The 26473-nt window shown below is 73.1% G+C and carries 23 protein-coding genes; 6 read left to right on the top strand and 17 right to left on the bottom strand.

Annotated elements, in window-relative coordinates; genetic code table 11:
- Nucleotides 1-26 precede the first annotated feature (26 nt).
- The gene (locus G3T38_RS10225; protein ID WP_163772204.1) at nucleotides 27-1466 is read left to right on the top strand and encodes a GntP family permease; all 1440 of its coding nucleotides are present in this window, start codon (nucleotides 27-29) and stop codon (nucleotides 1464-1466) included.
- On the top strand, nucleotides 1463-1894 hold the full coding sequence (locus tag G3T38_RS10220) for a universal stress protein (protein WP_163772203.1): 432 nt from the start codon (nucleotides 1463-1465) through the stop codon (nucleotides 1892-1894). Before G3T38_RS10225 ends, G3T38_RS10220 begins: the two co-directional genes overlap by 4 nt.
- Before the next feature lie 105 nt (nucleotides 1895-1999).
- Here G3T38_RS10220 and prfB read toward each other — a convergent pair whose 3' ends face one another.
- From prfB to G3T38_RS10155, 13 genes are all read right to left on the bottom strand, one after another.
- Nucleotides 2000-3118, bottom strand: a complete 1119-nt coding sequence (prfB, locus tag G3T38_RS10215; protein WP_163772202.1) for a peptide chain release factor 2 — start codon at nucleotides 3116-3118, stop codon at nucleotides 2000-2002.
- Nucleotides 3119-3290: 172 nt separating this feature from the next.
- Complete coding sequence (locus G3T38_RS10210) at nucleotides 3291-4724, bottom strand: HNH endonuclease signature motif containing protein (RefSeq protein ID WP_163772201.1); 1434 nt, start codon at nucleotides 4722-4724, stop codon at nucleotides 3291-3293.
- 182 nt (nucleotides 4725-4906) lie between these two features.
- Nucleotides 4907-5500, bottom strand: coding sequence for a GrpB family protein (locus G3T38_RS10205; protein ID WP_163772200.1), 594 nt, complete (start codon nucleotides 5498-5500; stop codon nucleotides 4907-4909).
- Nucleotides 5501-5507: 7 nt separating this feature from the next.
- Nucleotides 5508-7145 carry an ATP-binding cassette domain-containing protein gene (locus tag G3T38_RS10200; RefSeq protein ID WP_163772199.1) on the bottom strand — a complete coding sequence of 546 codons (1638 nt, stop codon included), beginning with the start codon at nucleotides 7143-7145 and terminating at the stop codon, nucleotides 5508-5510.
- Between the two features lie 27 nt (nucleotides 7146-7172).
- Nucleotides 7173-8090, bottom strand: a complete 918-nt coding sequence (locus tag G3T38_RS10195; protein ID WP_163772198.1) for a pseudouridine-5'-phosphate glycosidase — start codon at nucleotides 8088-8090, stop codon at nucleotides 7173-7175.
- On the bottom strand, nucleotides 8087-9151 hold the full coding sequence (locus tag G3T38_RS10190; RefSeq protein WP_163772197.1) for a carbohydrate kinase: 1065 nt from the start codon (nucleotides 9149-9151) through the stop codon (nucleotides 8087-8089). Before G3T38_RS10190 ends, G3T38_RS10195 begins: the two co-directional genes overlap by 4 nt.
- Nucleotides 9152-9261: 110 nt before the next feature.
- Nucleotides 9262-9714, bottom strand: coding sequence for a pilus assembly protein TadG-related protein (locus G3T38_RS10185; protein WP_163772196.1), 453 nt, complete (start codon nucleotides 9712-9714; stop codon nucleotides 9262-9264).
- On the bottom strand, nucleotides 9711-10202 hold the full coding sequence (locus G3T38_RS10180; protein ID WP_163772195.1) for a hypothetical protein: 492 nt from the start codon (nucleotides 10200-10202) through the stop codon (nucleotides 9711-9713). The genes G3T38_RS10185 and G3T38_RS10180 overlap by 4 nt, the downstream gene beginning before the upstream one ends.
- Nucleotides 10199-10609 (bottom strand): TadE/TadG family type IV pilus assembly protein, encoded by a 411-nt coding sequence (locus G3T38_RS10175; protein WP_163772194.1) that lies wholly within the window; start codon nucleotides 10607-10609, stop codon nucleotides 10199-10201. Before G3T38_RS10175 ends, G3T38_RS10180 begins: the two co-directional genes overlap by 4 nt.
- Nucleotides 10596-10841, bottom strand: a complete 246-nt coding sequence (locus tag G3T38_RS10170) for a hypothetical protein (RefSeq protein WP_163772100.1) — start codon at nucleotides 10839-10841, stop codon at nucleotides 10596-10598. The genes G3T38_RS10175 and G3T38_RS10170 overlap by 14 nt, the downstream gene beginning before the upstream one ends.
- A 43-nt stretch (nucleotides 10842-10884) precedes the next feature.
- Nucleotides 10885-11832 carry a type II secretion system F family protein gene (locus G3T38_RS10165; RefSeq protein WP_163772193.1) on the bottom strand — a complete coding sequence of 316 codons (948 nt, stop codon included), beginning with the start codon at nucleotides 11830-11832 and terminating at the stop codon, nucleotides 10885-10887.
- On the bottom strand, nucleotides 11829-12683 hold the full coding sequence (locus G3T38_RS10160; RefSeq protein ID WP_163772192.1) for a type II secretion system F family protein: 855 nt from the start codon (nucleotides 12681-12683) through the stop codon (nucleotides 11829-11831). The genes G3T38_RS10165 and G3T38_RS10160 overlap by 4 nt, the downstream gene beginning before the upstream one ends.
- A 1-nt stretch (nucleotide 12684) precedes the next feature.
- Entirely contained in the window at nucleotides 12685-13875 is a 1191-nt protein-coding gene (locus tag G3T38_RS10155) for a TadA family conjugal transfer-associated ATPase (protein WP_338037583.1), read from the bottom strand.
- 485 nt (nucleotides 13876-14360) lie between these two features.
- Between G3T38_RS10155 and G3T38_RS10150 the strand changes: the two genes are divergently transcribed.
- Nucleotides 14361-17378 carry a fibronectin type III domain-containing protein gene (locus G3T38_RS10150; RefSeq protein WP_163772190.1) on the top strand — a complete coding sequence of 1006 codons (3018 nt, stop codon included), beginning with the start codon at nucleotides 14361-14363 and terminating at the stop codon, nucleotides 17376-17378.
- Nucleotides 17379-17656: 278 nt separating this feature from the next.
- Here the strand turns inward: G3T38_RS10150 and G3T38_RS10145 are convergent, their stop codons facing one another.
- Complete coding sequence (locus G3T38_RS10145) at nucleotides 17657-18451, bottom strand: HAD-IIA family hydrolase (protein WP_163772189.1); 795 nt, start codon at nucleotides 18449-18451, stop codon at nucleotides 17657-17659.
- Between the two features lie 36 nt (nucleotides 18452-18487).
- Nucleotides 18488-19255, bottom strand: a complete 768-nt coding sequence (locus G3T38_RS10140; RefSeq protein ID WP_338037582.1) for a MerR family transcriptional regulator — start codon at nucleotides 19253-19255, stop codon at nucleotides 18488-18490.
- Between the two features lie 129 nt (nucleotides 19256-19384).
- Here G3T38_RS10140 and G3T38_RS10135 point away from each other — a divergent pair, with 129 nt between their 5' ends.
- Nucleotides 19385-20539 carry an acyl-CoA dehydrogenase family protein gene (locus G3T38_RS10135; RefSeq protein ID WP_163772187.1) on the top strand — a complete coding sequence of 385 codons (1155 nt, stop codon included), beginning with the start codon at nucleotides 19385-19387 and terminating at the stop codon, nucleotides 20537-20539.
- 43 nt (nucleotides 20540-20582) lie between these two features.
- The gene (locus G3T38_RS10130; protein WP_163772186.1) at nucleotides 20583-23150 is read left to right on the top strand and encodes a bifunctional FO biosynthesis protein CofGH; all 2568 of its coding nucleotides are present in this window, start codon (nucleotides 20583-20585) and stop codon (nucleotides 23148-23150) included.
- A gap of 8 nt (nucleotides 23151-23158) precedes the next feature.
- Here G3T38_RS10130 and G3T38_RS10125 read toward each other — a convergent pair whose 3' ends face one another.
- On the bottom strand, nucleotides 23159-23893 hold the full coding sequence (locus tag G3T38_RS10125) for a helix-turn-helix domain-containing protein (protein WP_206675846.1): 735 nt from the start codon (nucleotides 23891-23893) through the stop codon (nucleotides 23159-23161).
- Between the two features lie 133 nt (nucleotides 23894-24026).
- On the opposite strand from G3T38_RS10125, the gene G3T38_RS10120 reads away from it, so the two are divergent.
- Nucleotides 24027-25088 carry an ABC transporter substrate-binding protein gene (locus tag G3T38_RS10120; RefSeq protein ID WP_163772184.1) on the top strand — a complete coding sequence of 354 codons (1062 nt, stop codon included), beginning with the start codon at nucleotides 24027-24029 and terminating at the stop codon, nucleotides 25086-25088.
- A 6-nt stretch (nucleotides 25089-25094) separates the two neighbouring features.
- On the opposite strand, the gene G3T38_RS10115 is transcribed toward G3T38_RS10120, so the two are convergent.
- Entirely contained in the window at nucleotides 25095-26417 is a 1323-nt protein-coding gene (locus tag G3T38_RS10115) for a cytochrome P450 (RefSeq protein ID WP_338037581.1), read from the bottom strand.
- Nucleotides 26418-26473 lie beyond the last annotated feature (56 nt).

The following is a 26473-nucleotide window of genomic DNA, read 5'->3' as shown; positions in this document are numbered from 1 at the left end:
CCTGACGACCGCGAGAAACGAGACGCATGCATCCCCCCACGCTCCTGCTCGCCAGTGACGAGCTGCAGCTGTCCTACGACCTCGGTGCCGGCGCGCTGCTCGGCATCGCCGCCGTTGCCGTCGGCGTGCTCCTGGCCCTCATCATCGGGGTCAAGATGCACCCGCTGCTGGCGCTCGTCATCGTCAGCATCGGCACGGCCTTCGCCACCGGCGTCGAGGCGGCCGACGTGCTCGACGTGCTGCTCGACGGGTTCTCCGGCACGCTCGGCGAGGTCGCGCTCCTCATCGGCTTCGGCGCCATGCTGGCCCGCCTCGTCGAGACCAGCGGGGCGGCGGAGGCCCTCTCGGAGGGTCTCGTGCAGCGGCTCGGCGAGAAGCGGGCGCCCCTGGCCCTCGGCATCGCGTCGCTGATCTTCGGCTTCCCGATCTTCTTCGACGCCGCCTTCATGGTGATGCTGCCGATCATCTTCACGGTGGCGCGGCGCGTCGGCGGTGGCGTGCTGCTCTACGCGCTGCCGGCCGGTGCCGCCCTCACCACGATGCACGTGCTGCTGCCGCCCCACCCGGGCGCCGTCGCCGCCACCATCCTGCTCGGCGCCGACGTCGGTCTCGTCATCCTCATCGGCCTCGTCGTCGCGATCCCCACGTGGTGGGTCGCCGGCTACCTGTACGGCACCTGGATCGGACGCCGCATCGTGCTCCCCGTGCCGGACGTGCTGATGGGCGGCCCGCGGTCCGACGCCGCCGACGCCGACGCCGCCGAGGGGCGGGGTGCGCCGCCGAAGGTGCGGACACTGCTGCTGCTCCTGCTGCTCCCCCTGGTGCTGATCTTCCTCAACACGGCGGTCACGACCGCGGCGCGCACGGGCGCCGTCTCCGAGGACGCCACCTGGGTGCACCTGCTGCAGCTCGTCGGCTCCACCCCCATCGCGCTGCTGCTGACGGTGCTCGTCGCCTCCTGGGCGCTCGGCACGAAGCGCGGCACCAGCCGCGTCGTGGTCGAGGACCTGCTCGACAACGCCCTCAAGCCGATCGCCCCGGTCCTCCTCATCACGGGCGCGGGCGGCATGTTCGGCGGCGTGCTCATCGCGAGCGGGATCGGCGACGCGCTGTCGGTGACCCTGCAGGACACCGGGCTGCCGCTGATCCTGGCCGTGTTCGTCATCTCCGCGGTCATCCGCGTCGCGCTCGGCACCGCCACGGTCGCCATCACCACCGCCGCCGGCCTGCTCTCCAGCTCCGTCGTCGCCGCCGACCTCAACCCGGTCCAGGCGGCGGCCATGGTCATCGTGCTCGCCGGAGGTTCCTCGGTGCTGTCCCACGTCAACGACGCCAGCTTCTGGCTCATCGGCAAGCTGCTCGGCATGAGCGTCACCCAGACGTTCCAGACCTGGACCGTCGTCAAGACGCTCGTCGGCACCGTGGCCGCGTCGCTCGCCACCGTCATCTACGTGGTGGCGTCGTGAACGCCCCGGTGGTGGTGCTGCACGCACCCTCGGAAGCCGGCGCGGCGGCGCTGCTCAGCGCTGCGCACATCGCTCGCGAGAAGAACTCAGGCTTGGTGGTGGTCGCAACCACGTCCGGCGTCGACGACGACCGCTCGGAGGAGGTGGAGCGCGAGGTGGCCGTCGGTCAGGTCACGGCCGTCATCGGTGCTCCCGACGCGGACGTGCCCTGGACGCTCGACCTGGTGCGACCCGGGGCCGACGCCGCCGCCATGCTCGTCGGGGCCGTCGAGGCGCACGAGCCGCGGCTGCTCGTCATCGGGTCCCGCCAGCGCAGCCCGCTCGGCAAGATGCTGCTGGGCCGCACCCTGCAGCGGCTGCTGCTCGAGGTCAGCGTGCCGGTGCTCGTGGTGAAGGCCGGACGGCCGCTCGACGACGGAAACGTCTGAGACACCCGACGCCGGCCGGTGGCACTCTGCCGGCCCCCCGGGCGGCGCGGCCCCCGCTCCGTCGCCCCGGGCCTCCGGCTCCTGCGGCCAGGTCGGCCGCCGGGGTCAGTTCGACTCGGCCTTCTCTGCGCCGCGGCGCCAGCGGATGCCCGCCTCGAGGAACCCGTCGATCTCGCCGTCGAAGACGGGCGTCGGGTTGCCGGTCTCGTAGCCCGTGCGCAGGTCCTTCACGATCTGGTACGGGTTCAGCACGTAGTTGCGCATCTGGTCGCCCCACGACGCGGCGACGTCGCCCTTGAGGTCCTTCTTGAGCGCGGCCTCCTCGGCCTTCTTCAGGGCGAGGAGCTTGGCCTTGAGGACGACCATCGCCGACGCCTTGTTCTGCAGCTGCGACTTCTCGTTCTGGCAGGACACGACGATGCCGGTCGGGATGTGCGTCAGCCGCACCGCCGAGTCGGTCGTGTTGACCGACTGGCCGCCGGGGCCGCCCGAGCGGAAGACGTCGGTGCGCACCTCGTTCTCGTCGATCTCGATCTCGTCGGTCTGCTCCAGCACCGGCACGACCTCGACCGCCGCGAACGACGTCTGGCGGCGGCCCTGGTTGTCGAACGGGCTGATCCGCACGAGTCGGTGGGTGCCGACCTCGACCGAGAGGGTGCCGTAGCCGTACGGCGCGTGGATCGCGAACTCGGCCGACTTGATGCCGGCCTCCTCCGCGTAGGACACGTCGTAGACCTCGACGGAGTACTTGTTCCGCTCCGCCCACCGCGTGTACATCCGCATCAGCATCTCCGCGAAGTCCGCAGCGTCGACGCCACCGGCGCCGGCGCGGATCGTCACGATGGCCTCACGCGCGTCGTACTCGCCGTTGAGGAGCGTGCGCACCTCCAGCGCCTCCGTCGACTTGCGGAGCCGCCCCAGCTCGGCCTCGGCCTCGGCGAGGGAGTCGGGGTCGCCCTCCTCCGTGGCGAGCTCGACGAGCACGCCGAGGTCCTCCACGCGGTCGGCGAGGCTCGTGAAGCGCTCCAGCTCGCCCTGCAGGGCGGAGAGGCGACCGGTGACGCGCTGGGCGTTCGCCTGGTCGTCCCAGAGGTCGGGAGCCGCGACCTGCTCCTGGAGGTCCGCGATCTCGGCCTTCATCTTCTCGACGTCGAGCACCTGCTCGATGGTGCGCAGCGTCGCGCCGAGCGCTTTGATCTCTTGGTCGAAGTCAGGTCCAGCCACGAGGAGCAAGACTACGGCAGGGCGCGCGATCCGCTGTGGTCGTGACGGCCGGGCGGTGGCGACGGGCCGTGGCGACGGGCCGTGACGCCGGGCCGGTACGGCGCGGGTGCGGGCATGCTGCGCCGCCCGGCCACGGGGTGTGGACGGGCGGCGTGATGATTGATGCGTTCTGTCAGCCGGGTCCCGGGTCCTCAGGCCAGGGGCGGGTGCCGTCGCGGTCGACGAGGTAGCGCAGGCCCATCGGGCTGGTCCAGATGACCGCGTTGGGCAGCTCTTCGGCGTTGGGATCGGTGGGCCGGTAGGTCCACCGTCGTCCAGTTCGTCGTTCCGGGTGGGTCTTCATGCGGTGGTGGCGTCGGCAGAGCGGGAACAGGTTCCGGGTCGAGGTCTGACCGGGTCGCCCGTTCTCGTCGTACCGCTCGCAGTGGTCGAGGTCGGCGCTCCGCGAGGAGCGGGTGCAGTAGGGGAAGACGCACCTGGGCCAGCGGGCCCGGACGTGCTCGGCGATCCGGTCGGGCGGGCTGTAGCCATCGACTGCCGCGTCGGTGGTGGGGTCGATGACCGGCTTGACCGTCACTCGGGTGTCGGGCGAGCCGCACCAGGACTGGACCTGCTCGACCGTCACTGCGCCACGGGGTGCGCCGGGGGTGTCGAGCCTCGCGAGGTCGATGCCCGTCATCCCGGTGCAGGCATCGATCCGGGGGCCGATCCCGTTCAGGGTGCCGGTGATCGCGGCCTGGTCGAGGTGGACGAACAGCACGACCTCGCGCCGCGCTCGCGTTGGCGGCTGCTCGACGTCGTACTCCAACGTCGCGACACCGTCGCAGCGCCGTGCGATCTCACCGAGGGCGATGGACCGGCGGATATCGAGGTTCGGGTCGCAGCCGAGCTCGCCCAACTGGCGGGCGACGTGCGCGATGCTCCGCTCCAGGTCGAGCGCATCAGCCAGATCCAGGGAGCCGTGGACGTTCACCGTGCCGCGCAGGGTCCCGGTCAACGGGTCGGCGTAACCGACCTCGCCCAGGTCGATCGACAGGTACCGATCCCCGTCAGCCGCATGCCGCTCGGCTTCGGTGGTCTCGGGGTCGAACCGCGCCGCGGCCTCCGCCACCAACCCGTCGACCTCGGCACCGGTGGCCTTGCCCGCGACGTACGCGACGTGCCGGTCGACGAACCCGGCCCCCTCGAAGGTCAAGGTCCGCGTGGCTTGGGCGACCCGCCGACCCCGCCACACGTCGACCTCACCCGCCGCGATCCGCGCGTGCACGCGCGGCAGACGCCAGCGCAGCTCGACCGCGTCCCCGACCAGGCGACGGGCAGCGTCGAACGAGCAACCCCGGGCGGCCGCGACCTCGCTGATGCAGAACTCCGCCACCACCGGCGCCCCCGGCCCACCCAGCTCGAGGAACTGATCACCCGACAGAGCCTCGGAGTCCCACTCGCCCAACGACGTGATCGGATCACCCACCACCGCATCCGAGGTGTGCGCAGCAGCCCAGTCACCCACCGCCACGAACGCAGCCGCCTCCGCGACACGAGCCTCGTGCGTGCGCTCGCGGACCGCGTCGATCAACGCAGTCGCCGTGGTGCGGGTCCCCCGATCCATGCCCCCGACCCTAGTCGAACAGACATACGATCACCACCTCTGGATGGTGATCTGTGGATGACCGACCCGACGCCAGCGGCGAGTTGTCACGTACGCAGCGACGCCTCCCCCACTCGCACCACGGCGTACCTGACAACTCGACACCCCCGACCCGCGCCGTACGACCAAGCTCGACGCGCGACCTACAGCCCGCGTGCGCAGAACGCCCGCTCGAGGATCGCCCGCACGACGGGCTCCTTGCGGCCGTTGTAGTCCATGACGACCCCACCCACCGCGTTCGTCGCCTCCGCCGCGCCGACCTTTGCCGCGGCGTACCGCTCGACGTCCTCGGGGTGCTCCCGCAGCCAGTCGCGCAGGATGCGGTGACGCGCGACCTCCGGGCAGTCGGGACCCCAGACGTGCACGTTCGACCGCGGGTCGGCGCCCCGGAACGCGCGGTGCTCGTGCCAGCGCGGCTCGCGCAGCTGCAGGACGAACCCGGCGGCCTCGAGCGCGGGGACGTACGCCGCCTCGTCGGTCGGGTCCTCCACCGTCACGTCGACGTCGATCACCGGCTTCGCGGCCAGCCCCGGCACCGACGTCGAGCCGACGTGCTCCACCGCGAGAGCGGCCGCGCCGAGCGCCCCGTCGATCTGCCGGGCCACGCGGGCGGAAGCCAGCGGCCAGCCCGCGTCGTACACCACCACCGCGACGTGCTCCACCACCTCGGGCACGACGCGGTCGACCTGCGCCGGGTCGTAGGCGTAGTGCCGCGTGATGTCCTCCCGCCGGATCACCGCGCGATCACCGCCGCGCGACCTGGCCGTCGACGACGTGCCAGTGCTGGTCGAGCGTGACGTTCTCCAGCAGCCGACGGTCGTGGGAGACCAGCAGCAGCGCACCCTCGTACGCCGCGAGCGCCGCCTCGAGCTGCTCGATCGCCGGGAGGTCGAGGTGGTTGGTGGGCTCGTCGAGCACGAGCAGGTTGACGCCTCGCGCCTGCAGCAGCGCCATGGCCGCGCGGGTGCGCTCCCCCGGCGACAGCCGCCCGACGAGCGAGCCCACCTGGTCGGCCTTGAGCCCGAACTTGGCCAGCAGGGTGCGGACGTCCGCGGGCGTCCAGTCCGGCACGGCGAGCTCGAACGCCTCACCGAGCGGCAGCTCCTCCGCCAGCCCGGTGCGCGCCTGGTCGATCTCGCCCACGGCGACGGAGACACCCTGCGAGGCCCGCCCCGCGTCGGGCGCGAGGCGGCCCAGCAGGAGCGCCAGCAGGGTCGACTTCCCCGCGCCGTTGGGGCCGGTGATGCCGATCCGCTGCCCGGCGTCGACCTGCACCGACACGGGTCCGAGCGTGAACCCGGAACGCCGCACCACCGCCTCGTCCAACGTCGCCACCACCGACGACGAGCGGGGCGCGGCGGCGATCGAGAACCGCAGCTCCCACTCCTTGCGCGGCTCCTCGACCTCGGTGAGCCGCGCGATCCGCGACTCCATCTGCCGCACCTTCTGGGCCTGCTTCTCCGACGACTCGCTCTGGGCGCGGCGCCGGATCTTGTCGTTGTCGGGGCTCTTCTTCATCGCGTTGCGGACGCCCTGCGAGCTCCACTCGCGCATCGTGCGGGAGCGGGCGACGAGGTCGCCGCGCTTCTCCGCGTACTGCTCGTAGGCCTCCCGCGCGTGCCGACGCGCGACGGCGCGGGCGTCGAGGTACGCGTCGTACCCGCCGTCGTAGACCGCCACCTGGTGCTGCGCGAGGTCGAGCTCGACGACGCGCGTGACGCAGCGCGCGAGGAACTCGCGGTCGTGGGAGACGAGGACGACGCCGCTGCGCAGCCCGCGCACGAAGGTCTCCAACCGCTCGAGACCCTCGAGGTCGAGGTCGTTGGTGGGCTCGTCGAGCAGCACGACGTCGAACCGGCTGAGCAGCAGCGCGGCGAGCGCCGCCCGCGCCGCCTGACCGCCGGAGAGCGAGGTCATCAGCGCGTCGGCGCCGACGTCGAGGCCGAGCTCGGCGAGCACGCCCGGCAGGCGGTCCTCGAGGTCCGCGGCACCGCTCGCCATCCACCGGTCGAAGGCGACGGCGTAGGCGTCGTCGGCCCCGGGCACGTCCGACCCCAGGTCGGCGGCGGTGCGCTCCATCGCCTCCGTCGCCGCGGCGGCGCCGGTGCGGCGGGCGACGTACGCCGCCACCGTCTCCCCCGGCACCCGGTCGTGCTCCTGCGGCAGCCATCCGACGAACGCGTCGGCGGGCGCGAGGTGGACGGTGCCGTCCATCGGCTCGTCGACCCCCGCGAGGAGCCGGAGCAGCGTCGACTTGCCGGCGCCGTTGGCGCCGACGACGCCCACGACGTCACCGGGGGCGACGGTGAGGTCGAGGGCGTCGAAGAGCACGCGATGGCCGTGGCCGCCGGCCACGTCCTTCGCGACGAGGGTCGCGGTCACGACCCGCAGCCTAGGGCTGCGGCCCGCTCAGCCCGCGTACGCCCGCGCGATCGCGGCGCCCAGGCGCGCGTTCGCGCGCACGAGCGCGATGTTGGCCGTCAGGCTGGCGCCGCCGGTGATCTCGACGATGCGACCGAGCAGGTACGGCGTCGCGTCCTTGCCCGTGATGCCGAGGTCGTCCATGTCGGCGAGCGCCTGGGCGATGATCCCGTCGATCTCCGACGCGGGGATCTCGTCCTCGACCGGGATGGGCTGCGCGACGACGACGCCGCCGGCGATCCCGAGGTCCCACTTGGCGCGCATGACGGCCGCGACCTCCGCGGCGCCGTCGACCCGCATCGGGGCGGCGTGGCCGCTGGAGCGCGAGAAGAACGACGGGAACTCGTCGCTGCCCTCGACCAGCACGGGCACGCCCAGGGTCTCGAGCTTCTCGAGCGTGAGGCCGATGTCGAGGATGCTCTTCACGCCGGCGCTGACGACGGTGACGTCGGTCTGGCTCAGCTCGGTGAGGTCGGCGCTGACGTCGAACGACTCCGGAGCACCGCGGTGCACGCCGCCGAGGCCGCCGGTGACGAACACGCGGATCCCGGCGAGCGCGGCGAGCCGCATGGTCGCGGCGACGGTGGTGGCGCCGTGGACGCCGCGCGCCACGACGTAGGGCAGGTCGCGCACGCTGACCTTCGCCACCCCGCCGTGGCTGGCCAGCAGCTCGAGGTCGTCCGCCTCGAGGCCGATGCGCGGGACGCCGTCGAGCACGGCGATGGTGGCGGGCACGGCGCCGTGCTCGCGCACGATCCCCTCGACCTCGGTCGCCATCGCGACGTTCTGCGGGTAGGGCATCCCGTGGCTGATGATCGTGCTCTCGAGCGCCACGACCGGCCGACCGTCGCGCAGCGCGGCGGCGACCTCGTCGGTGATCCGGAGCATAGGGTGGGGCGTGGTCATGCGTGTCTCCTGACGAGGCGGTCGGTGAGGTCGCGGCGGACGGTGCGGGTGCTGGCGATGGTGAGCGCGGCGGCGGCGTGGCCGTAGGCGGCCGCCCCCACCTCGTCGTCACCGGAGAGCAGGGCGTGGCAGAAGGCGGCGAGCGAGGCGTCGCCGGCACCGGTGACGTCGACGACCTCGTCGGTGCGCGCGGCGGGGAGCTCGTGGCGGCCGGTCGGGCCGCTCAGCAGGGAGCCGTCGGCACCGAGGCGGACCCACACCCACGTGACGCCCCGCGCGTGGAGGTCGTCGACGTCGCCGCCGAGCACGGCGAGCTCGTCGCGGTTGGGGGTGATCGCGAAGACCGGCCGCGTGCCGTCGAGCAGGGGCGCGAGCCGCTCCGCCTTCGCGACGCTCACCGGCTCCAGCACGACCCGCACGTCGGAGGCCGCGGCCAGGTCGAGCGCGAAGGCGAGGGTCTCGGTGGGCAGGTTGCCGTCGAGCACGACGAGGCTCGCCGCGGCGACGAGGTCGCGGGCGGCGTCGACATCGGCCGGCGCCAGCGCGTCGCTCGCCCGCATGTCGGCAACCGCGACGACGAGCTCGCCGTCGGCGTCGAGGACCGCCGTGTAGGTGCCCGTCGCGTGCGGGCTGCGCCGCACGTGCTCGACGCGCACCCCGGCGTCGGAGGTCGCGGCGAGCACCTGGTCGCCGAGCGGGTCGGCGCCGACAGCGGCGACCAGGTGCGTCCGGGTGCCCAGGCGGGCGAGGTTCTCCGCCACGTTGCGGCCCACGCCGCCGGGGGCGAAGGTCGTCGTGCCCGGGTTGCTCGTGCCGGCGGTCGCAGCAGCGCCGCTCCGCGCCTTCACGTCCATGTTGGCGCCGCCGACGACGACCACCGACGGGCCCTCGCCGAGCACGTACCCGCGCCCGAGGATCACGCCCTTCTTGCCCAGGTTGGACAGGTGGACGTTGACGGCGGCCCGGGTCGTGCCCAGCGCGTCGGCCAGGGCCTCCGAGCCGAGCAGCGGGTCGCGGCGCAGCAGCGCGACGATCTCCCGCTCGCGCTCGGTCAAGTTCATGTTTAGCAGCATAAGTTCGCTTTATCCTGCTTAGCAAGCCCCAGCATCTGCGGACGTCATGCGCAGCGGCGCCCCCGGCCACCGGACCGCATGACGTCCGCGGGTGTGCCTCAGCCCAGCTGCAGCGCCGCGCTCCCCGATGCCGTCACCGGCGCGTCACCCGGGCCACCGGGCAGCTTCAGGGGCAGGTCGAGCGGTGCCGACACCAGCACCTCGACGCTGCCGTCGGCCACACGCGTCGTGAAGGTCAACCCGGGGTAGCGGCGGTGGGCGTCGATGTCGACGAGGTACGCCGCGACCGCGGCCTCCGCGGCCTCCGTCCCCTGCCGGGCCCGACCGTCGTCGGCGAACCCGCCCTCGTAGACCTCCTCCCCCGTCGCCCCCGCGTCCGCCCCGGCGAGCGCCGCGCCGTCGGCGATGGTGGCGAGGCCCTGGCGCTGCAGGTACGCCGCGGATGCGTCCACCACGACCGCCAGGAGCATGAAGAGCACGCCGGCGAAGCCGACGATCATCAGCGTCGTCTGCCCCCTCTGGTCGTCCCGACGTGCCGCGCACTGCCTCATGACCCCGCCTCGCGGAACTGCCCGTACGGCACGGCGTGCGTCGACTCCAGCGCGAACGTCGGCGTGCCACCCCCGAGCACCTCCGGCATGAACGGCAGCTCCGTGCTGGTGCCGACGACCACCGTGATGACCGCGCCCGGCTCACGACACACGGCGACCCCCGTACGCCGCGCATCCCCCGCCCCACCCGGCGCCGAGCAGCGCACGTCGACCGTCAACGGGCGATCGACGCCCTGGTCGGCCAGCGCCAGCTCGGCGGCGGCCTCGGCTGCCCGCAACCCCTCCTCGTGGGTCGGCGCCAAGGCGTAGGCCCGCGCCGCCACCCGCGACGCGGACGTCACCCCGAAGGCCCCGCGCTGCACCTCGAAGACGGCGAGCACGATGTAGACCACCGGCACCAGCAACAGGATCCCCAGCCACGTCAGCTCGATGACGGCGCTACCGCGCTGGTCGCGACGCCCCGGCGACCAGCCGCGAACGCGCCTCATCCGCCCACCCCCTCGACCACTTCCTCCACGGCGTGGCCCCGCACCCGGAGGCTCACCGAGGGACCACCCAGGCCGAAGGCCGGGACCGTCGCCTCGACGGTGACCCGCACGCCGGGCTGCCCCTCCACGACGTGCTCCTCGACCCGCACCTCGTCGGCGAAGCGCGCCGCCAGCGCCCGCTCGATCTCCTCACGCGTGCGCTGCTCGCCGTCGGCGAGGTCGTGGTCGTACGTCGCCGCGTGCCGCGCCCCCTCGGACGCCGCGGAGGTCAGGGTGTTGCGGACGTGCAGCACGAGCGCGACCTGCACGATGCCGGCGAACAGCGGGAGGAGCACGGCGAGCACCAGCACGAAGTCGACGACCGCCGATCCGCGCTGGTCGCGGCGGCGTCGGCTACCCGAGCCCACTGACGCTGCCGAGCGCTCGCGCCAGCATGGCGTTGAGCTCCGGCCCGGCGAAGGTCCAGATCGCGTAGACCAGCCCGGCGGTCATGACGGTCACCATGACCCACCCCGGTACGTCGCCGCGCTGCGTGCGCCGCCGCTCCCCGACCGGGTCAGGCAGCGCCAACCGGGCGAGCCACGCCCCGAGCACGACGACGGACCGGACGACGGGGGTGAGGAGTCCCGAGACGGACATTGCCCCTCCTTCTCTCTGGTTCCTGCTGGTGGCTGGTGACGGATCACGGGGCGACGAGCCGGAGCCCGACCACACCCGGGTAGAAGACGAACAGCACGGTGACCGGGAGGACGAGGAAGACGACCGGCACCATCATGAAGACCTCGCGGCGGGCGGCGGACTCGATGAGCTCGCGCCGGCCCGCGTCCCGCACCTCGGCGGCCTGGGCGTGGAGGACGTCGGCCAGCGGCGTACCGCGCTCCACGGCCACCGCGATGCCCGAGGCGAAGCGCGCGACGAGCGGGAGCCCCGTGGTCGCGGCCATCTGGTCGAAGGCGTCGGCGACGGGTTCGCCGGTGCGGACCGCCGCGAGGACCGTCGCCAGGTCGCAGGAGAGCTCGCCGCCGCTCCGGGCGACGACCCGCTCGAGAGCAGCGACCGGCCCCTCACCTGCCGCGACCGCGAGCGCGAGCAGCTCGGCCACGGTGGGGAACTCCTCGACGATGCGGCGCTCGCGGCGGCGTACCTGCGCGGTCAGGCGCTGCTCCCGCGCCAGCACCCCGCACACGAACGCCAAGAGGCAGAGCACGACCGAGCCCACGGCCGCGCCGGGGTCGGCGAGGGTGCGCACCGCGCCCCACACGGCGGCGGCCCCGAAGGCGGCGAGACCCCAGACGACCTGCTCGACCCGGAAGTCGTGCACCGTGCGGTCGAGCCCGGCGCGAGCGAGCCGGCGCCGCACGGACGCACTGCCACCCAGCACCTTCTCGACGGCGTCGGCGACCCGGCGCACGCTCGGACCGAAGACCCCGACCACCGCGGCTGTCGTACCGCCGCGTCCCGGTGCCGTCGTCGGACGCGTCGGCCCCTCCACCGGCGCGATGGCGCGGACGTACGGCAGCACCCGCAGCTCGAGGGAGGGACGCCGGATGGCCCGGACGCGCGCGAGCACCAGCACGAGCCCGCCGCCGGCGACGAGGCCGAGCAACGCACCCCACCACGCCGGGCTCACCGGAGGATCCGCCGCTCGACCGGGAGACGACCGATCCAGGTCATGAGGCGGTACGACGCCACGCACACCAGCGCGCCGACGACGAGCACGACGGTGCCGGTCGGCGTCGCGTAGCGCCGGATCACCTCGCCCTGGAACGCCATCATGAGGAGCACCAGCCACGGCGCGGCGACGGCGAGCCGCGCTCCGTTGACCGTCCACGCCTGCCGGGCCGCGAGCTCGGAGCGCAGGCGCGCGTCGTCCCGGAGGTAGCCCGACAGGTTGCGGAGCAGACGCCCGAGGTCACCCCCGCCGACCTCGCGCGCGACCCGGAGCCCCTCGACGACGCGGTCCCCGACGGGGTCGGCCAGCCGCTCCTTGAGCCGGTCGAGACAGTCGGAGAACCGGCCCGTCACCTGGTAGTCGAGCGCGAAGGCCGCGAAGCCAGGACGCAACGGCTCCGGGCCCCGGTCACCGAGCGCGACCAACGCGTCCGGTAGCGACAGACCGGCACGGACAGCCGACGCGAGGTTGTCGACCGCGTCGGGCCAGACGTCCGCGAACTCCGCCCGGCGCCGACGGGCGCGGGCACCGACGAGCGCCACGGGCAGGTACGCCGCGAGCAATCCCATCACGACCGCGACCGGTGCCGTGCGGGTCAACACCTGCAGGAGGAAGGCCACCGCGACCCCGAGGACGCCGCAGAGGACGAGCAACGACGAGGCGGACACGTGACCGAGCCCGGCTGCGTGCAACCGCGTGGTCACCGGCCCGGGCGGGCGCGGCCCGGAGCGGGACCGTCGCGGGACCGCGAACGCGGACCAGACGAGGAGCAGGCCGATGCCCACCCCCAGCCCGACGACGGCCCCCACGTCAGGCCGCCAGGATCCGGTGGACGTCGATGCCGGCGCGCTCGAAGGCCGCGGGGCGCGGCGCGTGGCCGTTGGCCCGACGGAGCTCGCCGGCCGACCGCACGAAGAGGGGCTCGACCTCGATGACGTCGTTCTCCACCCGGCCGGGCACGCCGACGATCTCGTTCACGCGCCGTACGCCGCCGGCGTCGATGCCGAGATGGACGACGAGGTCGACCGAGCTGGCGACGGTGGGCACCACGAAGCGCGAGGAGATGTTCTCGCCCGCCAGCAGCGGCAGGGTGCACATCTTGACGAGCGCCTCCCGCGCGCTGTTGGCGTGGAGCGTGCACATGCCGGGGAGTCCCGAGTTGAGGGCGAGGAGCAGGTCGAGGCACTCCTCGGCCCGCACCTCGCCGACGACCACCCGGGAGGGCCGCATCCGCAGCGCCTCCTTCACGAGCGCGCGCAGCGGCACCTCGCCGGTGCCCTCGAGACCGGCCTGGCGCGTCTGGAGCGCGACCCAGTCGGGGTGGGGGAACCTCAATTCGAAGACTTCCTCGGCGCTGATCACCCGGTCGCCGCCGGGGATCGCCGCCGCGAGGCAGTTGAGCATCGTGGTCTTGCCCGACTGCGTTCCCCCGGCCACCAGCACGTTGAGCCCGGCCCGCACCGCCGCCGTCAGGAACGCCGCCGCCTGCGGCGTCAGCGACCGCAGCTCGACCAGGTCGTCGAGCCGCGCCGCCCGCAGCACGAACTTGCGGATGTTCACCGCCGTGAAGCCCCGGCTGATGCCCTCGAGCACGACGTGCAGCCGGTGACCGTCCGGCAGCATCGCGTCCACGAACGGGCTCGAGACGTCGAGCCGCCGACCGCTGCTCTTCAGCATCCGCTCGACCAGCTCGGCCACCTGCGCGGGCGACAGCATGAGGTTCGTCAGCTCGTGACGACCGTTGCGCGCCACCCACACCCGCGAGGGGTCGTTGATCCACACCTCCTCGACCGTCGGGTCGTCCAGCAGCGGCTGCAGCGGGCCGAACCCCGCGATCCGCGCCACCACCTCGGCCACGACCGCCGACGGGTCCGCCAACCGCTGCACCGCACCGGTCAGGCTCCGTTCGTCGTGCTCGCGCACGGCGGCCTCCGCCATGCGGCGCACCGCCGCGGCGTCGCGCTGCGGGTCGATCCCCTGCCCACGGACCGCCTCGCGCACCACGGAATCCAGGGCATCCACGACCGCCGCAGGAGCCGCTGGCACCACGGCCGCGGGCCGAGCAGCAGGGGATGCGGCGCCACCAGGGCGCGCCGGAGCATCGGCGATCGACATGAGTTCCTCGTCCCGAGTAGAGGTCCACCACGAAGCGGAGAACATTGGACGACGCCGCACACAGCCAACGCAACTGGTTGTCCACAATTTCACCAAGCAGAAGACCCATCCGACCGTTGCGGGATCCAACGTCACCATCTATGTTTGTGATCGGCGCACGGTCCGCCCCGGGGAAGCGCCGCCTCCTGACACCTCCCCCTCGGGGAGGGGGCACCGGGCGCAGCGACCCGAGCAGCTGCGCCCGGCAGCCCCCACCGAGCACCGCTCCCGAGCACCGCACCGATCACCGACGCCACCACCCGACGAACTACTCGTTTGTAGTTCAACCTCTTTGGTCCCACACGTCTCTCCAGCCCCATAGATTGCCCACCGTGCTGGTCGACCTCCCCCCTCGATGGCGCGCGCCCTCCCCCGTGCGGCGCGTCGTCACCCTCGCCGTCGGCCTCCTGCTGCTCGCCGGCGCGCTCGCCGCCGTCACCCTCACGACGACCAGCGCCCCCGCGAGCGCCGCCGTCGGCGGCACCCGCGTCGTCGTCTACATGCCGTTCGACGGCGGCGGCCGCACCGGGATCATGGCGCCGAAGGACCACACGCCCCGGCTGCTCGGCGGCTTCTCCTGGGACATCCACAAGGGCCCCGGCGCCGCCGTGAAGCCCAACATGCGCTCGTTCGACGGCGACGTGACCCTCAAGGTCTCCAAGATCGCGAACAACAACAACGGCGCCGGCACGATGGTGACCCTCGACGTCATGGTCAACGGCGGCTTCGTCTCCCAGATCCGCTACGGCCACCTCCGCGACCTGCAGGTCACCACCAGCACCCCGGCGTTCCCGCCCGGCACCACCATCGGCTACCTCGCGACCGGCACGGCCCCCAACAGCGCCTGCGCCGACGGCACCTCCGACGGCTGGCCCTACTCCTCGTCCTGGCGCGTCTGCACCACGAGCGGCATCCACACCCACACGGACTTCCAGAAGGCCTGCTGGATCAAGTACGACAACTACGCGGTCATCGGCGCCGACGCCCCGATCGCGATGCTGTCCACCGCGCTCCCCACCGCCAACAACGCCGCCTGCGACAACACCGAGGTCGCCTACGCCGGGGTCGACCGCGCCGGCGAGGGCGACTTCGTGCGCTACGCGGGCAGCATCTACCGCATCGTGGGTGGAGCGCCGACGTACGTCAGCAGCTGGGCCGCCGTCGGCGGCCAGAAGCCCGAGCACGTCTATACGGCCGCCCACTGGGCGACCCTCAAGACCGCGATCCCCGACAACACCTACCTGCGGGGCTACGCCTCGAAGCGCCTCTTCCGGGTCGCGGGCGGCGCGCCCGTCTACATGCCCGACATCGCCGCCCCGGCGGGGGTCGTCGACGTCGACGACAAGGTCGTCGACGCGATCGGCACCGACGCGCGCTACGACGTGCTCCGCCAGGTCCCGGCGGAGGGCACGCTGCTGCGCGCCGCCTACTCCGGGCGCATCTTCGTCGTCGCCGGCGGCGCCCCCCTGCGCGTCGACGACGTCGCCGCCTTCGGCAGCGCCCGCGTCGTCTGGGTCGGCGAGGAAGCCGTGGACAAGGCCGGCCAGTCCGGCGCCGGCGGCGCCTTCACCCACCTCCGCTCGCGGCCTCCCGAGGGCACCTACCTCAAGGGCCGCACCAGCAACGACGTCTTCGTCGTCGCCGGGGGCTCCCCGCAGTGGATCGACTCCTGGGACGGCTTCGGAGCCCGCCCGACCACCAGTTGGGTCGACGACGCGGCCATCGACCGCGCCGGCACCGGGGGCGACTGGGACCGGCTCGCGGCGTACCCCGCCGAGGGCACCCTGCTCCGCGTCCCCGCCGGCAGCGGTGGGAGCGCGAGCGAGCGGCTCTACCGCGTCGCGGGCCGCGCGCCGATCGCCGCCACCTCCGTGGCCGCCATCGGCGGCGAGGTCCCGCCCGCGGTCAGCGTCGCGGCGACCGCCGTCGACGGCGCGGTCGACTCCCCCGCCGTGGCCACCGACCGCCGCCACGCCCACCTCCGTGCCACCCCGCTCGACGGCACCTTCGTCAGCGCGGTCCTCAGCAGCGGCGCGCGGGCGACGGTGCACGTGTTCGCCGGTGGCGCCGCCTTCACCGTCGACTCGTGGGACCCCTACGGCGGCAGCCAGCCCGTCGTCCGCGTCGACGCCGCCGCGCTCCGCAACGCCGGCTCGACCGCCGCGCCGTGGGGCGGTCACGTGCGCCGTACCGCCGCCGACGGCACCCTCGTGACCTCCACCGTCACCGACCCCGTCAGCGGCGCCGTCACCCCCGTGACCGCCCGCGCCGCGGGTGGCGCGCTCATCCCGCTCGCCGACTGCGCGGCGGTCGCCCCCAGCGACGCCTGCGGGTCGCCGACGACGCTGACGCCGGCGACGTACGACAAGCAGCGCACCGCCACCCCGCGCCCCGCCGACGGCACCGTCATCCGCTTCGTGCCCTCCGGCGAGACCGTCGTCATCGCCGGCACCACCTGCACGCCCGCCCGCACCGAGGCCGAGCGCGCCCGCGCCGTCGCCCTCGGCGACGAGGACCTCCGCTGCGACGCCACCGTGCCCAGCGCGCCCACCGGGGCCAGCGCCGTACGCGGCGACCGGTCGGCGACCGTCACCTGGGTCGGCGCGACGGACGACGGCGGCAGCCCGATCACGGGGTACGTCGTGCGCGGCACCGCCGCCGACCAGCCGCCCGTGAGCGTCAGCGTGCCCGCGGACGCCACCACCGCGACCCTCACTGGCCTGCGGAACGGGGCCGGCTACAGCTTCCGCGTCGTCGCCGTGAACGCCGTCGGCGAGTCCGCGGCCTCCGCCCCCACCGGCGTCGTCACGCCCGCCGGGGTGCCCGCGACCATCGCGCAGCCCTACGCCAAGGCGACGGTCAACGACATGTACCTCGCCTGGTATCCGCCCGACCCCAACGGCGAGCCCATCAGCCACTACGTCGTGCGCCGCAACGGCGAGACCTTCACCGTGCCCGCCGACCGCACCCGCATCGACTTCACCGACCTGCCGCGCGGCACCTACGACTTCACCGTCACCGCCGTCAACGCGATCGGCGAGTCCGTCGCCAGCCCCACGCGCCGGGTCACCATCACCGTCGCCGCTCCCGCCGCCCCCGCGCCGCCGAAGGTGACCGTGAGCGGCCGGAACGTCACGGTCTCGTGGCGCCCCCCGCCGTCGGACAACGGGGCGCGGGTGCTGCAGTACACCGTCCAGCACAACAGCACCTTCACCACCGTGCCGGCGAGCCAGGGCACGCTGACCTTCCGCAACCTGCCGGCGCGCAACCACTACTTCGTCGTCTACGCCACCAACGTCGCCGGGCAGAGCCCGCCGAGCCAGCCGCCGGTGAAGATCACGCTGAAGTGAGGCCGGCTCCGGACGTCATGCACACCGCCGGTCCGGGGCACCGCACCGCATGACGTCCCGGGGTACGGCGCGGGGTCGGCCCGCCCGAGGCCGAGAAATGTGCAGCTGGGGCAGGTCCCAGCCGATCCGGACCGCACCAACTGCACAATTCCGCCCCACCCGCCGACGCCGCGCCATCGCCCGCCGCGCCAGCGCCAGGCCGGCTCCGGACGTCATGCACACCGCCGGTCCGGGGCACCGCGCCGCATGACGTCCCGGGGTACGGCGCGGGGTCGGCCCTAGATCCGTCCCTCCGCCACCAGCGGCACGACGTCGGCGATCGACTCCTCGATCCGCGTCGGCTGGTAGGGGAAGTTCGCCACGTGCGCCCGCGGCGTGGAGCCGGTCAGCACGAGGATGGTGCGCAGGCCCGCCTCCAGCCCCGACACGACGTCGGTGTCCATGCGGTCGCCGATCATCACCGTGGTCGCCGAGTGCGCCTCGAGCCGGTCGAGCGCGCTGCGCATCATCAGCGCGTTGGGCTTCCCCACGAAGTACGGCGCGCGTCCCGTCGCCGCCGTGATGAGCGCCGCGACGGCCCCGGTGGCCGGGAGCTTGCCCTGCTGGCTCGGACCGCTGGGGTCGGGGTTGGTCGCGATGAACCGCGCGCCGCCCTCGACGAGGCGGATGGCGCGGGTGATGGCCTCGAAGGAGTAGGTGCGGGTCTCGCCCAGCACCACGTAGTCCGGGTCGCGGTCGGTCTGCACGTAGCCCACGTCGTGGAGCGCGGTGGTCAGGCCGGCCTCGCCCACGACGTACGCCGTGCCGTGCGGCCGCTGGTCGGCGAGGAACTGGGCGGTGGCCAGCGCCGAGGTCCAGATCCGCTCCTCGGGGATGTCGATCCCGCTGCCGAGGAGCCGGGCCCGGAGGTCCCGCGGCGTGTAGATGGAGTTGTTCGTCAGCACGAGGAACTCGAGGCCGGAGGACTTGAGCGTCTCCACGAACTCGGCGGCGCCGGGGATCGGCTCCTCCTCGTGGACCAGCACACCGTCCATGTCGGTCAGCCAGGTGCGCACCGGCGCTCGTTCGCTCATGCGCCCATCGTGCCGCAGCGCGCGCCGTGGCGGGGGCTATCGACGCCGCAGGGACCGTTGGATGACCTCGTTGGCCGCGCGCTGGAAGCCCACGACCACCGCCTCCAGGGTGACGCGCCGCAGGGAAGCGACGGTGCGCTCCATCCGCGCCGCCTCCTCGGGCGTGTGCTGCTCGGCCCGGAACGGCCGCACGACCTGGGTGCGCAGGATCTCGGTGAGCTCGTCGGCCAACGACCGCATGTGACGGTCGATCGCCGCGGTCGCCTGCACCATCGACTCCAGCGGCAGGTCGAGGTCGAACATCTCGAGCGCCTGGGGCAAGCCGGGGTGCACCAGGTAGCGGGCACCGTCGTCGTCGAGCTCCACCGCCTGCAGCTCGAGCAGCACCCCGAGCTGGTCGTCGGAGAGCACCCGGCCGGCGCGCTTGTCGAGCTGGCGGCGGGTGACCCGCTCGGGCGGCTGGGTCGTCCACGACGTGAGCATCGTGCGCTGGAGCGCCAGCTCCTCGGTCGAGGCCTCCGGCGGGAGCGACGTCAGGTAGCGCTCGATGGCCTGCAGCGTGAAGCCGTGGTCCTGCAGCGCCCGCACCATCTCCAGGCGCGCGAGGTGGACGTCGCCGTAGAAGGCCACGCGTCCCCGACGCTCGGGCGGGGGGATCAGTCCCAGGCTCGCGTAGTAGCGCGTCGTGCGCACCGTCGTGCCGGCCCGTGCCGACAGCTCGTCGATCGTGAGCAGGCTGCCGTCGTCGGGCGAGGACGGCTCGGTGGTCTCGGTCGAGTCGGACGGCTCGGGGGACGGGCTCACGACCGTGACAGTAGGTCTGTCACGACCGCGAGGCAATCCGCCGCGCGGTTCACCACCCGCCCCCGCTTGCACCATGACAGTTTCGCTGTAACAGTTGCGGTGTCACATCGACGTACCTGAGGAGCCAGCATGTCCCTTGCCAGTGCCGCCGAGATCCTCGAGACCGAGCACGAGGACTTCCGCGCGACCGTGCGCGCCTTCCTCGAGAAGGAGGTCGCGCCCTACCACGAGCAGTGGGAGGCCGACGGGATCGTCGACCGCGAGGTCTGGCGCAAGGCCGGGGCGACGGGCCTGCTCAGCTTCGACGTGCCGGAGGAGTTCGGGGGCCTCGGGCTCGACGACTTCCGCTACAACATGGTCGTCGTCGAGGAGATCAGCAAGATCGGCGCGAGCGGCCTGGGCTTCCCGCTCCACAACGACATCATCGTCCCCTACATCCTCGAGCTCGGCACCCAGGAGCAGAAGCAGCGCTGGCTGCCCGGGTGCGTCTCCGGCGACATCGTCACCGCCATCGCGATGACCGAGCCCGGCGCCGGCTCCGACCTCCAGGGCATCCGCACGAGCGCGGTCGACAAGGGCGACCACTACGTGCTCAACGGCTCGAAGACGTTCATCTCCAACGGGATCATGGCCGACATCGTCATCGTCGTCGCCCGCACCAACCCCGACGCGGGCCACAACGGCATCAGCCTGCTCGTCGTCGAGGACGGCATGGAGGGCTTCACCCGCGGCCGCAACCTCGACAAGGTCGGCATGAAGGCCCAGGACACGGCCGAGCTGTTCTTCGACAACGTCGTCGTGCCGAAGGAGAACCTGCTCGGCGAGGAGGGCTCCGGCTTCATCTCGCTGATGAACAACCTCCCCCGCGAGCGCGTCTCGATCGCGGCGATCGCCGTGGCCGCGTGCGAGCACATCCTCAAGCTGAGCCTCGACTACGTGAAGGAGCGCGAGGCCTTCGGTCGTCCGATCTCGAAGTTCCAGAACACGCGCTTCACGCTCGCCGAGATGGCGACCGAGGTCCACATCGCCCGCGTCTTCGTCAACGACACGGTGATGAAGCTGAACCGCGGCGAGGTCGACACGACGCTGGCGTCGATGGCGAAGTGGTGGACCACCGAGCTGCAGACCAAGCTCGTCGACCGGGGCGTGCAGCTGCACGGCGGCTACGGCTACATGATGGAGTACCCCATCGCCAAGGCGTTCGTCGACAGCCGCATCCAGACGATCTACGGCGGCACGACGGAGATCCAGAAGGAGATCATCGGGCGCATGCTCGGCCTCTGAGCACGCCGCACCACGCCTCACCACGTCGGACTAGGCTCGCACGGTGACTGCTGATCCTACTGCTCCGACTCCCCAGCAGGTACGTCGCGCGCTCGCCCGCGCGGAGCGGGGGGCCAGCCTCGACGTGCCCGAGGCGGCGGCCCTGCTGGCGGCCACGGGCGAGGACCTCGACCGGCTCACCACCGTGGCGGCGCGGGTGCGGGACGCCGGACTGGTCGCGGCGGGGCGCCCCGGCGTGGTCACCTACTCCCCCAAGGTCTTCATCCCGGTCACCCGGCTGTGTCGCGACCGGTGCCACTACTGCACCTTCGTCGAGACGCCCGGGCAGGCGGCGCGGGCCGGGCGCGCGCCGTACCTCTCCCCCGACGAGATCCTCGACATCGCCCGCGAGGGCGCGGCCCTGGGCTGCCTGGAGGCGCTCTTCACCCTCGGCGACCGGCCGGAGGACCGCTGGCCCGAGGCGCAGGCGTGGCTGGATGAGCAGGGCTACGACTCCACGCTCGCCTACGTGCGGGCGATGGCCGTGCACGTGCTGGAGGAGACCGGGCTGCTGCCCCACCTCAACCCCGGCGTCATGACGTGGGAGGAGATGAACCGGCTCAAGCCGGTCTCCCCGTCGATGGGGATGATGCTCGAGACCACCTCGACGCGGCTCTTCACCACGAAGGGCCTGGCCCACTACGGCTCCCCCGACAAGGACCCGGCGGTGCGGCTGCGCACGCTGGAGGACGCCGGCCGGCTGTCGATCCCATTCACCACGGGACTGCTCGTGGGCATCGGCGAGGACCTGACGGAGCGGGCCGAGACGATCTTCGCGCTGCGGCGGATCGCACGCACCTACGGCCACGTGCAGGAGGTGATCGTGCAGAACTTCCGCGCCAAGCCCGACACCGCGATGCGCCACGCGGGGGACCTCGACCTGGACGAGTACCGCGCCGCCATCGCCGTCACCCGCATCGTCCTGGGCCCCAAGGCACGGGTGCAGGCCCCGCCGAACCTGGTGGACCTGGCGGAGTGCCGTGCCCTGCTGGAGGCCGGCGTCGACGACTGGGGCGGTGTCTCGCCGCTGACCCCCGACCACGTGAACCCCGAGCGGCCGTGGCCCTCCCTGGAGCGGCTCCGCGCGCTCACCGCCGAGTGCGGCTTCTCGCTGGAGCCGCGGCTGACCGTGCACCCGGAGTACGTCGTCGGTGCGCTCACCCGGGAGGAGCCCTGGCTCGACCCGCGCATCGCGGGCCACGTCGCCGCGCTCGCCCAGGAGGACGGGCTGGCGATCCCCGAGGTCCGTCCGGTCGGGGCGCCCTGGCAGGAGCCGGACCCCTCGCTCGAGGCGGCGGGCTCGACCCTGTCCGGATTCGGCCGCGTCGACCTGCACGCCGAGGTCGACACCACGGGCCGCAGCGAGGACCGGCGCAGCGACTTCGACACCGTGTACGGCGACTGGTCGGAGATCGACGGAGCCGCGCGCGCCATCGACGCCGCCCCCTCCGCGCGCTCCGCACCTGCCGTGAACCTCGCCGAGGGCCGCGAGGCGCTCGCCGCGGCGCAGCGCGACCCGGGGAACCTCTCCGACGCCCACGCGCTGACGCTCATCACCGCCGAGGGCGACCTCCTGCGCGCCGTCACCCAGCTGGCCGACGACCTGCGCCGCGCGACCGTCGGCGACGACGTCACCTACGTGGTGAACCGGAACATCAACTTCACCAACGTCTGCTACGTCGGCTGCCGCTTCTGCGCCTTCGCCCAGCGCCGCACCGACGCCGACGCCTACTCCCTGTCGCTGGACCAGGTCGCCGACCGCGCCGCGGAGGCGTGGGACCTCGGCGCGACCGAGGTGTGCATGCAGGGCGGCATCGACCCCCAGCTGCCCGGCACGGCCTACTTCGACATCGCCGGCGCGGTGAAGGCGCGAGTGCCCCAGATGCACGTGCACGCCTACTCGCCGATGGAGATCCTCAACGGCTCCACCCGCACCGGGCTCTCCTTCGAGGACTTCCTCATCAAGGCCCGCGAGGCCGGCCTCGACTCCGTCCCCGGCACCGCCGCAGAGATCCTCGACGACGAGGTCCGCTGGATCCTCACCAAGGGCAAGCTGCCCACCGCCACCTGGGTCGACATCATCTCCACCGCGCACCGCGTGGGCATCCCGACGACCTCGACGATGATGTACGGCCACGTCGACAACCCGCGGCACTGGGTCGGGCACCTCAACGTGCTCAAGGGCGTGCAGGACCTCTCCCTGGCCGAGGGGCGCCGGGGGTTCACCGAGTTCGTGCCGCTGCCGTTCGTGCACTCCTCCGCACCGATCTACCTCGCCGGCGTCGCCCGCCCGGGGCCCTCGCTGCGCGACAACCTCGCCGTGCACGCGCTCGCGCGGATCCTGCTCCACGGCCGGATCACCAACATCCAGACCAGCTGGGTCAAGCTCGGCATCGACGGCACCCGCATGATGCTGCAGGCCGGCGCCAACGACCTCGGCGGCACCCTCATGGAGGAGACCATCTCCCGCATGGCCGGCTCCGAGCACGGCTCCGCCAAGACCGTCGCCGAGCTCGAGGAGATCGGCGCCGGGATCGGACGCCCGGTCGTCCAGCGCCGCACGACCTATTGACCGCCGGCCTACGGGCGGTAGCGCGCGACGTACTCCCCCGGCGTCGCGCCGACGTGGGCCTTGAACACCCGGCGGAAGGCGCTGACGTCGGAGTAGCCCACCCGGTGCGCGACGGCCGCCGTGGTCGTGCGCGAGCGGAGCAGCACCGTGGCCGCCTCCATGCGGCTGCGGATCCGCCACTGCCGCAGCGAGAGCCCGGTCTCGGCGCGGAACTGGCGCTCGACGGTGCGCACCGACGCGTGGGCGGCCGACGCCAGCTCCTCCACGCTCCGGTCGTCGCCCGGGTTGAACAGCAGGGCCTCGGCGACGGCCAGCGCCGCCGCGCTCGTCGGGAGCGGCAGGGCCGTGGGGAGCGCCGGACGCTCCTCGAGCAGCGCCAGGATCTGCCGGGCGATGTTCACCGGGGGTCGGATGATGCTGTAGCTCGTCTGCACGTAGGCGAGGAACAAGGTGCGCAGGTCGGCGTCGACCCCGATCGCGGTCGGCCGCTGCAGCGTGGTCGCGGTCGCGCCCGCCCCGAACAGCATCGGCAGCACGACCGAGTTCACCCGCACCGTGAACTCGTGGCGCACCCCCACCGGCACCCAGAGGGCCTGACCCGCCACGAGCACACGAGCCTCGCCGTCGACGCGCACGTCGGAGGCCCCCCGCACCTGCCAGAGCAGCACGTGCTGGTCGGGCTCGGCGCGCTCGGCGACGGCGAACGCGGGCACGTGGACCCGCGCGGGCGCGATCGTCGTCACGGGCTCCTCCTCGTCGTACCGCCGGGAACTGCACCCAGGTTGGCGGGAACTGCACCCTAAGGCATGGGTAGGCTCACCTAACCTCATCGGCGCCGTGCGTGACCGCGCGGTCCCCCCGAACCGAGGAGTCCCCATGACCGTCCCCACCCCCCGAGCGCGGCGACGTGCGCTGACCGGCGCTCTCGCCGCGGCGCTCGCCCTGCCCCTGGCCGCCTGCGGCGCGGGGAGCGGTGACGACGGGGACACGGACGGGACGTCCGGGTCGTCGGCGGCGCTGCTCCCGGCCGCGGAGGGCACCACGTCCTACCCCCTGACCCTCGAGACCTGGGCCGGCGAGACGGTGCTCGAGGAGCGGCCCGAGCGGATCGCCGTGATCGGCTTCTCCTCCAACCTCGACGCGCTCGAGGCCCTGGACGTGACGCCGGTCTACGCGCTCTCCGACGAGGACTGGGAGTGGCGGGACGACGCCTACCTGGCGGGCATCGAGACGGTCGACACGGCCACCCGGAGCGACCCGATCAACGTCGAGGGCATCGCCGCCAGCGACCCCGACCTCATCATCGCGCTCAACTTCCTCTGGGAGGAGGCCGACGTCGAGCGGCTCAGCGCCATCGCGCCCGTGCTCGAGAACCCCGAGCTCGTCGACGGCACGCAGATCGACTGGCGGGAGCCGCAGCTGCGGATCGGCGAGGTGCTCGACCTCACCGCCGCGGCCGAGACCGTGGTGGAGGAGGCGGACGAGGCCATCGCCGCGGTCGCGGAGGCCCACCCCGAGTTCGCCGGCCGCACCATCACGATCGCGACGGACTACCCCGAGACCGGGATGGACTACTACACGGTCGCCGGCGGCACCGCCGAGCAGGTCGTGGCCAACCTCGGCTTCGCCCCCCACCCCGCGGCGCAGGAGTTCACCGAGGAGACCCACGTGTCCGACGAGCTCCTGGGACGGCTCGACGGCGACGTGCTCGTGGTGGGCTACTTCGACGACGCGACGCGCGAGGCCCGGGAGTCGTCGCCGCTGTTCCAGGCGATCCCGGCGGTCGCCGAGGGTCGGTACGCCGCGGTCGACGGCGAGGACCCGGCCGCCGGCGGCAACGCGATCTGGGTGATGCGCCGTGGCGCGAGCGCACTGAGCCTCCCGTGGGCGCTCAAGACGATCGCCGACGTGTGGCTGGCGGACGTCGCGCTGGAGTGAGGCTCTTCAGCCCAGCGGCCGCACGAGCAGCCGCTCGACGCCGTACACGATCGACGACCCGAAGTAGTCGAGGTCGTCCGTCTCGCGCACGAGCGCGAGGTCGGGGAACCGCCGCGCCAGGGCCGGGTAGGCCTTGCGCAGCTCCATCCGGGCGAGCTCGGCGCCGACGCAGCGGTGGATGCCGTGGCCGAAGGCGAGGTGCGACTTCACCTCGCGGTCCGGGTCGAAGGCGTGGGGGCAGGCGCCGAAGGAGGGGTCGCGGTCGACGGCGGGGAGGTGCACGAGCACGACGTCGCCCTTGCGCACCTGCTGGCCCGCGACCTCGACGTCCTTCGTCGCGAACCGCGGGAAGGCGACCTGCACGACGGACAGGTAGCGGAGCAGCTCCTCGACGACCGCGTCGACGTCGGCCTCGCCCGCGGCGAGCTGCTTCCACGTCTCGGGGTGGTCGAGCAGCACGGCGCTGCCGAGCGCGAGCATGCCGGCGGACGTCTCCATGCCGCCGGTGAACGCACCGTCGGCGAGGCCGCCGAGGTCGTAGTCGCTGATCTCGTCGCCGTGGTCGCGCACGATCTGGCCGATCAGGCCGGGACCGGGGTCGTGCCGCTGGCGGGCGGTCTCGGCGAGCAGGAACTCCCGCGAGCCGGAGATCGCGCCGAACGCGCCGATCCCGCCGCTGGAGACGTCGAACCGGGCCGAGCCGAGCTCCTGGAAGATCGCGCGCCGCTCGTCGGACAGGCCGAGCAGCTCGCAGATCACGAGGAACGGGATGGGGAAGCTGAACAGCTGCACGAGGTCGACGACCCCGTCCTCGGCCTCCTCGGCCGCCGCCTCGATCTCGTCGAGCTGCCGCTCGATGATGGCGTCGACGAGCGGCTCGAGCCGCTGCAGCCGACGGCGGGTGAACTCGGGCGTCAGGTACTTCCGCAGCCGCGTGTGGTCCGGCGGGTCCGTGAACCCGAGGCCGCCGATGTCGCCGCCCGCGGCACCGGCCTTGCCGACGTAGGGCCGGATGTCGGTGGAGTACGCCGCGCCGCGGTCGACGAGGACCTCGTGGCCCGCGTCGTACCCGGTCACCAGCCACACCTTGATCCCGAGGAACGTGGTCAGCAGGCCCACCGGGCTCTCGGCCCGCATCTCCTCGAGCCGCCCGGGCGGGTCGACGCCCTCGCGCTCCAGCGGCCAGCCGAGGCTGGCGGGCACGCGCTCGATCTTCGACAGGTCGACGCGGCCGCCGACCTGCTTCAGCACGAGCCCGCGCACGCCGGTCTGCACACCTGCCAGCACGCGCGCAGGCGCCTGCCGTAGTCCCCCGAACAGTTTGCTCACGGGAGCAGTGTGCCCGAACGCGGACCGGGGGCGTCCCTCCGGCACGCCCATGGCCG

Source organism: Nocardioides zeae (assembly GCF_010686755.1).
In the GTDB taxonomy this organism is placed as follows: Bacteria; Actinomycetota; Actinomycetes; order Propionibacteriales; family Nocardioidaceae; genus Nocardioides; species Nocardioides zeae.
This window is presented reverse-complemented; position numbering and strand designations above follow the sequence as displayed.

What these genes read in the sequence shown, in the direction of transcription:
- G3T38_RS10180 (WP_163772195.1), bottom strand. Translation starts at nt 10,202, where the DNA reads ATGAGGCGCGTTCGCGGCTGGTCGCCGGGGCGTCGCGACCAGCGCGGT.
- G3T38_RS10185 (WP_163772196.1), bottom strand. Translation starts at nt 9,714, where the DNA reads ATGAGGCAGTGCGCGGCACGTCGGGACGACCAGAGGGGGCAGACGACG.
- G3T38_RS10225 (WP_163772204.1), top strand. Translation starts at nt 27, where the DNA reads ATGCATCCCCCCACGCTCCTGCTCGCCAGTGACGAGCTGCAGCTGTCC.
- G3T38_RS10135 (WP_163772187.1), top strand. Translation starts at nt 19,385, where the DNA reads ATGTCCCTTGCCAGTGCCGCCGAGATCCTCGAGACCGAGCACGAGGAC.
- G3T38_RS10190 (WP_163772197.1), bottom strand. Translation starts at nt 9,151, where the DNA reads ATGAACTTGACCGAGCGCGAGCGGGAGATCGTCGCGCTGCTGCGCCGC.
- G3T38_RS10120 (WP_163772184.1), top strand. Translation starts at nt 24,027, where the DNA reads ATGACCGTCCCCACCCCCCGAGCGCGGCGACGTGCGCTGACCGGCGCT.
- G3T38_RS10210 (WP_163772201.1), bottom strand. Translation starts at nt 4,724, where the DNA reads ATGGATCGGGGGACCCGCACCACGGCGACTGCGTTGATCGACGCGGTC.
- G3T38_RS10170 (WP_163772100.1), bottom strand. Translation starts at nt 10,841, where the DNA reads ATGTCCGTCTCGGGACTCCTCACCCCCGTCGTCCGGTCCGTCGTCGTG.
- G3T38_RS10195 (WP_163772198.1), bottom strand. Translation starts at nt 8,090, where the DNA reads ATGACCACGCCCCACCCTATGCTCCGGATCACCGACGAGGTCGCCGCC.
- G3T38_RS10145 (WP_163772189.1), bottom strand. Translation starts at nt 18,451, where the DNA reads ATGAGCGAACGAGCGCCGGTGCGCACCTGGCTGACCGACATGGACGGT.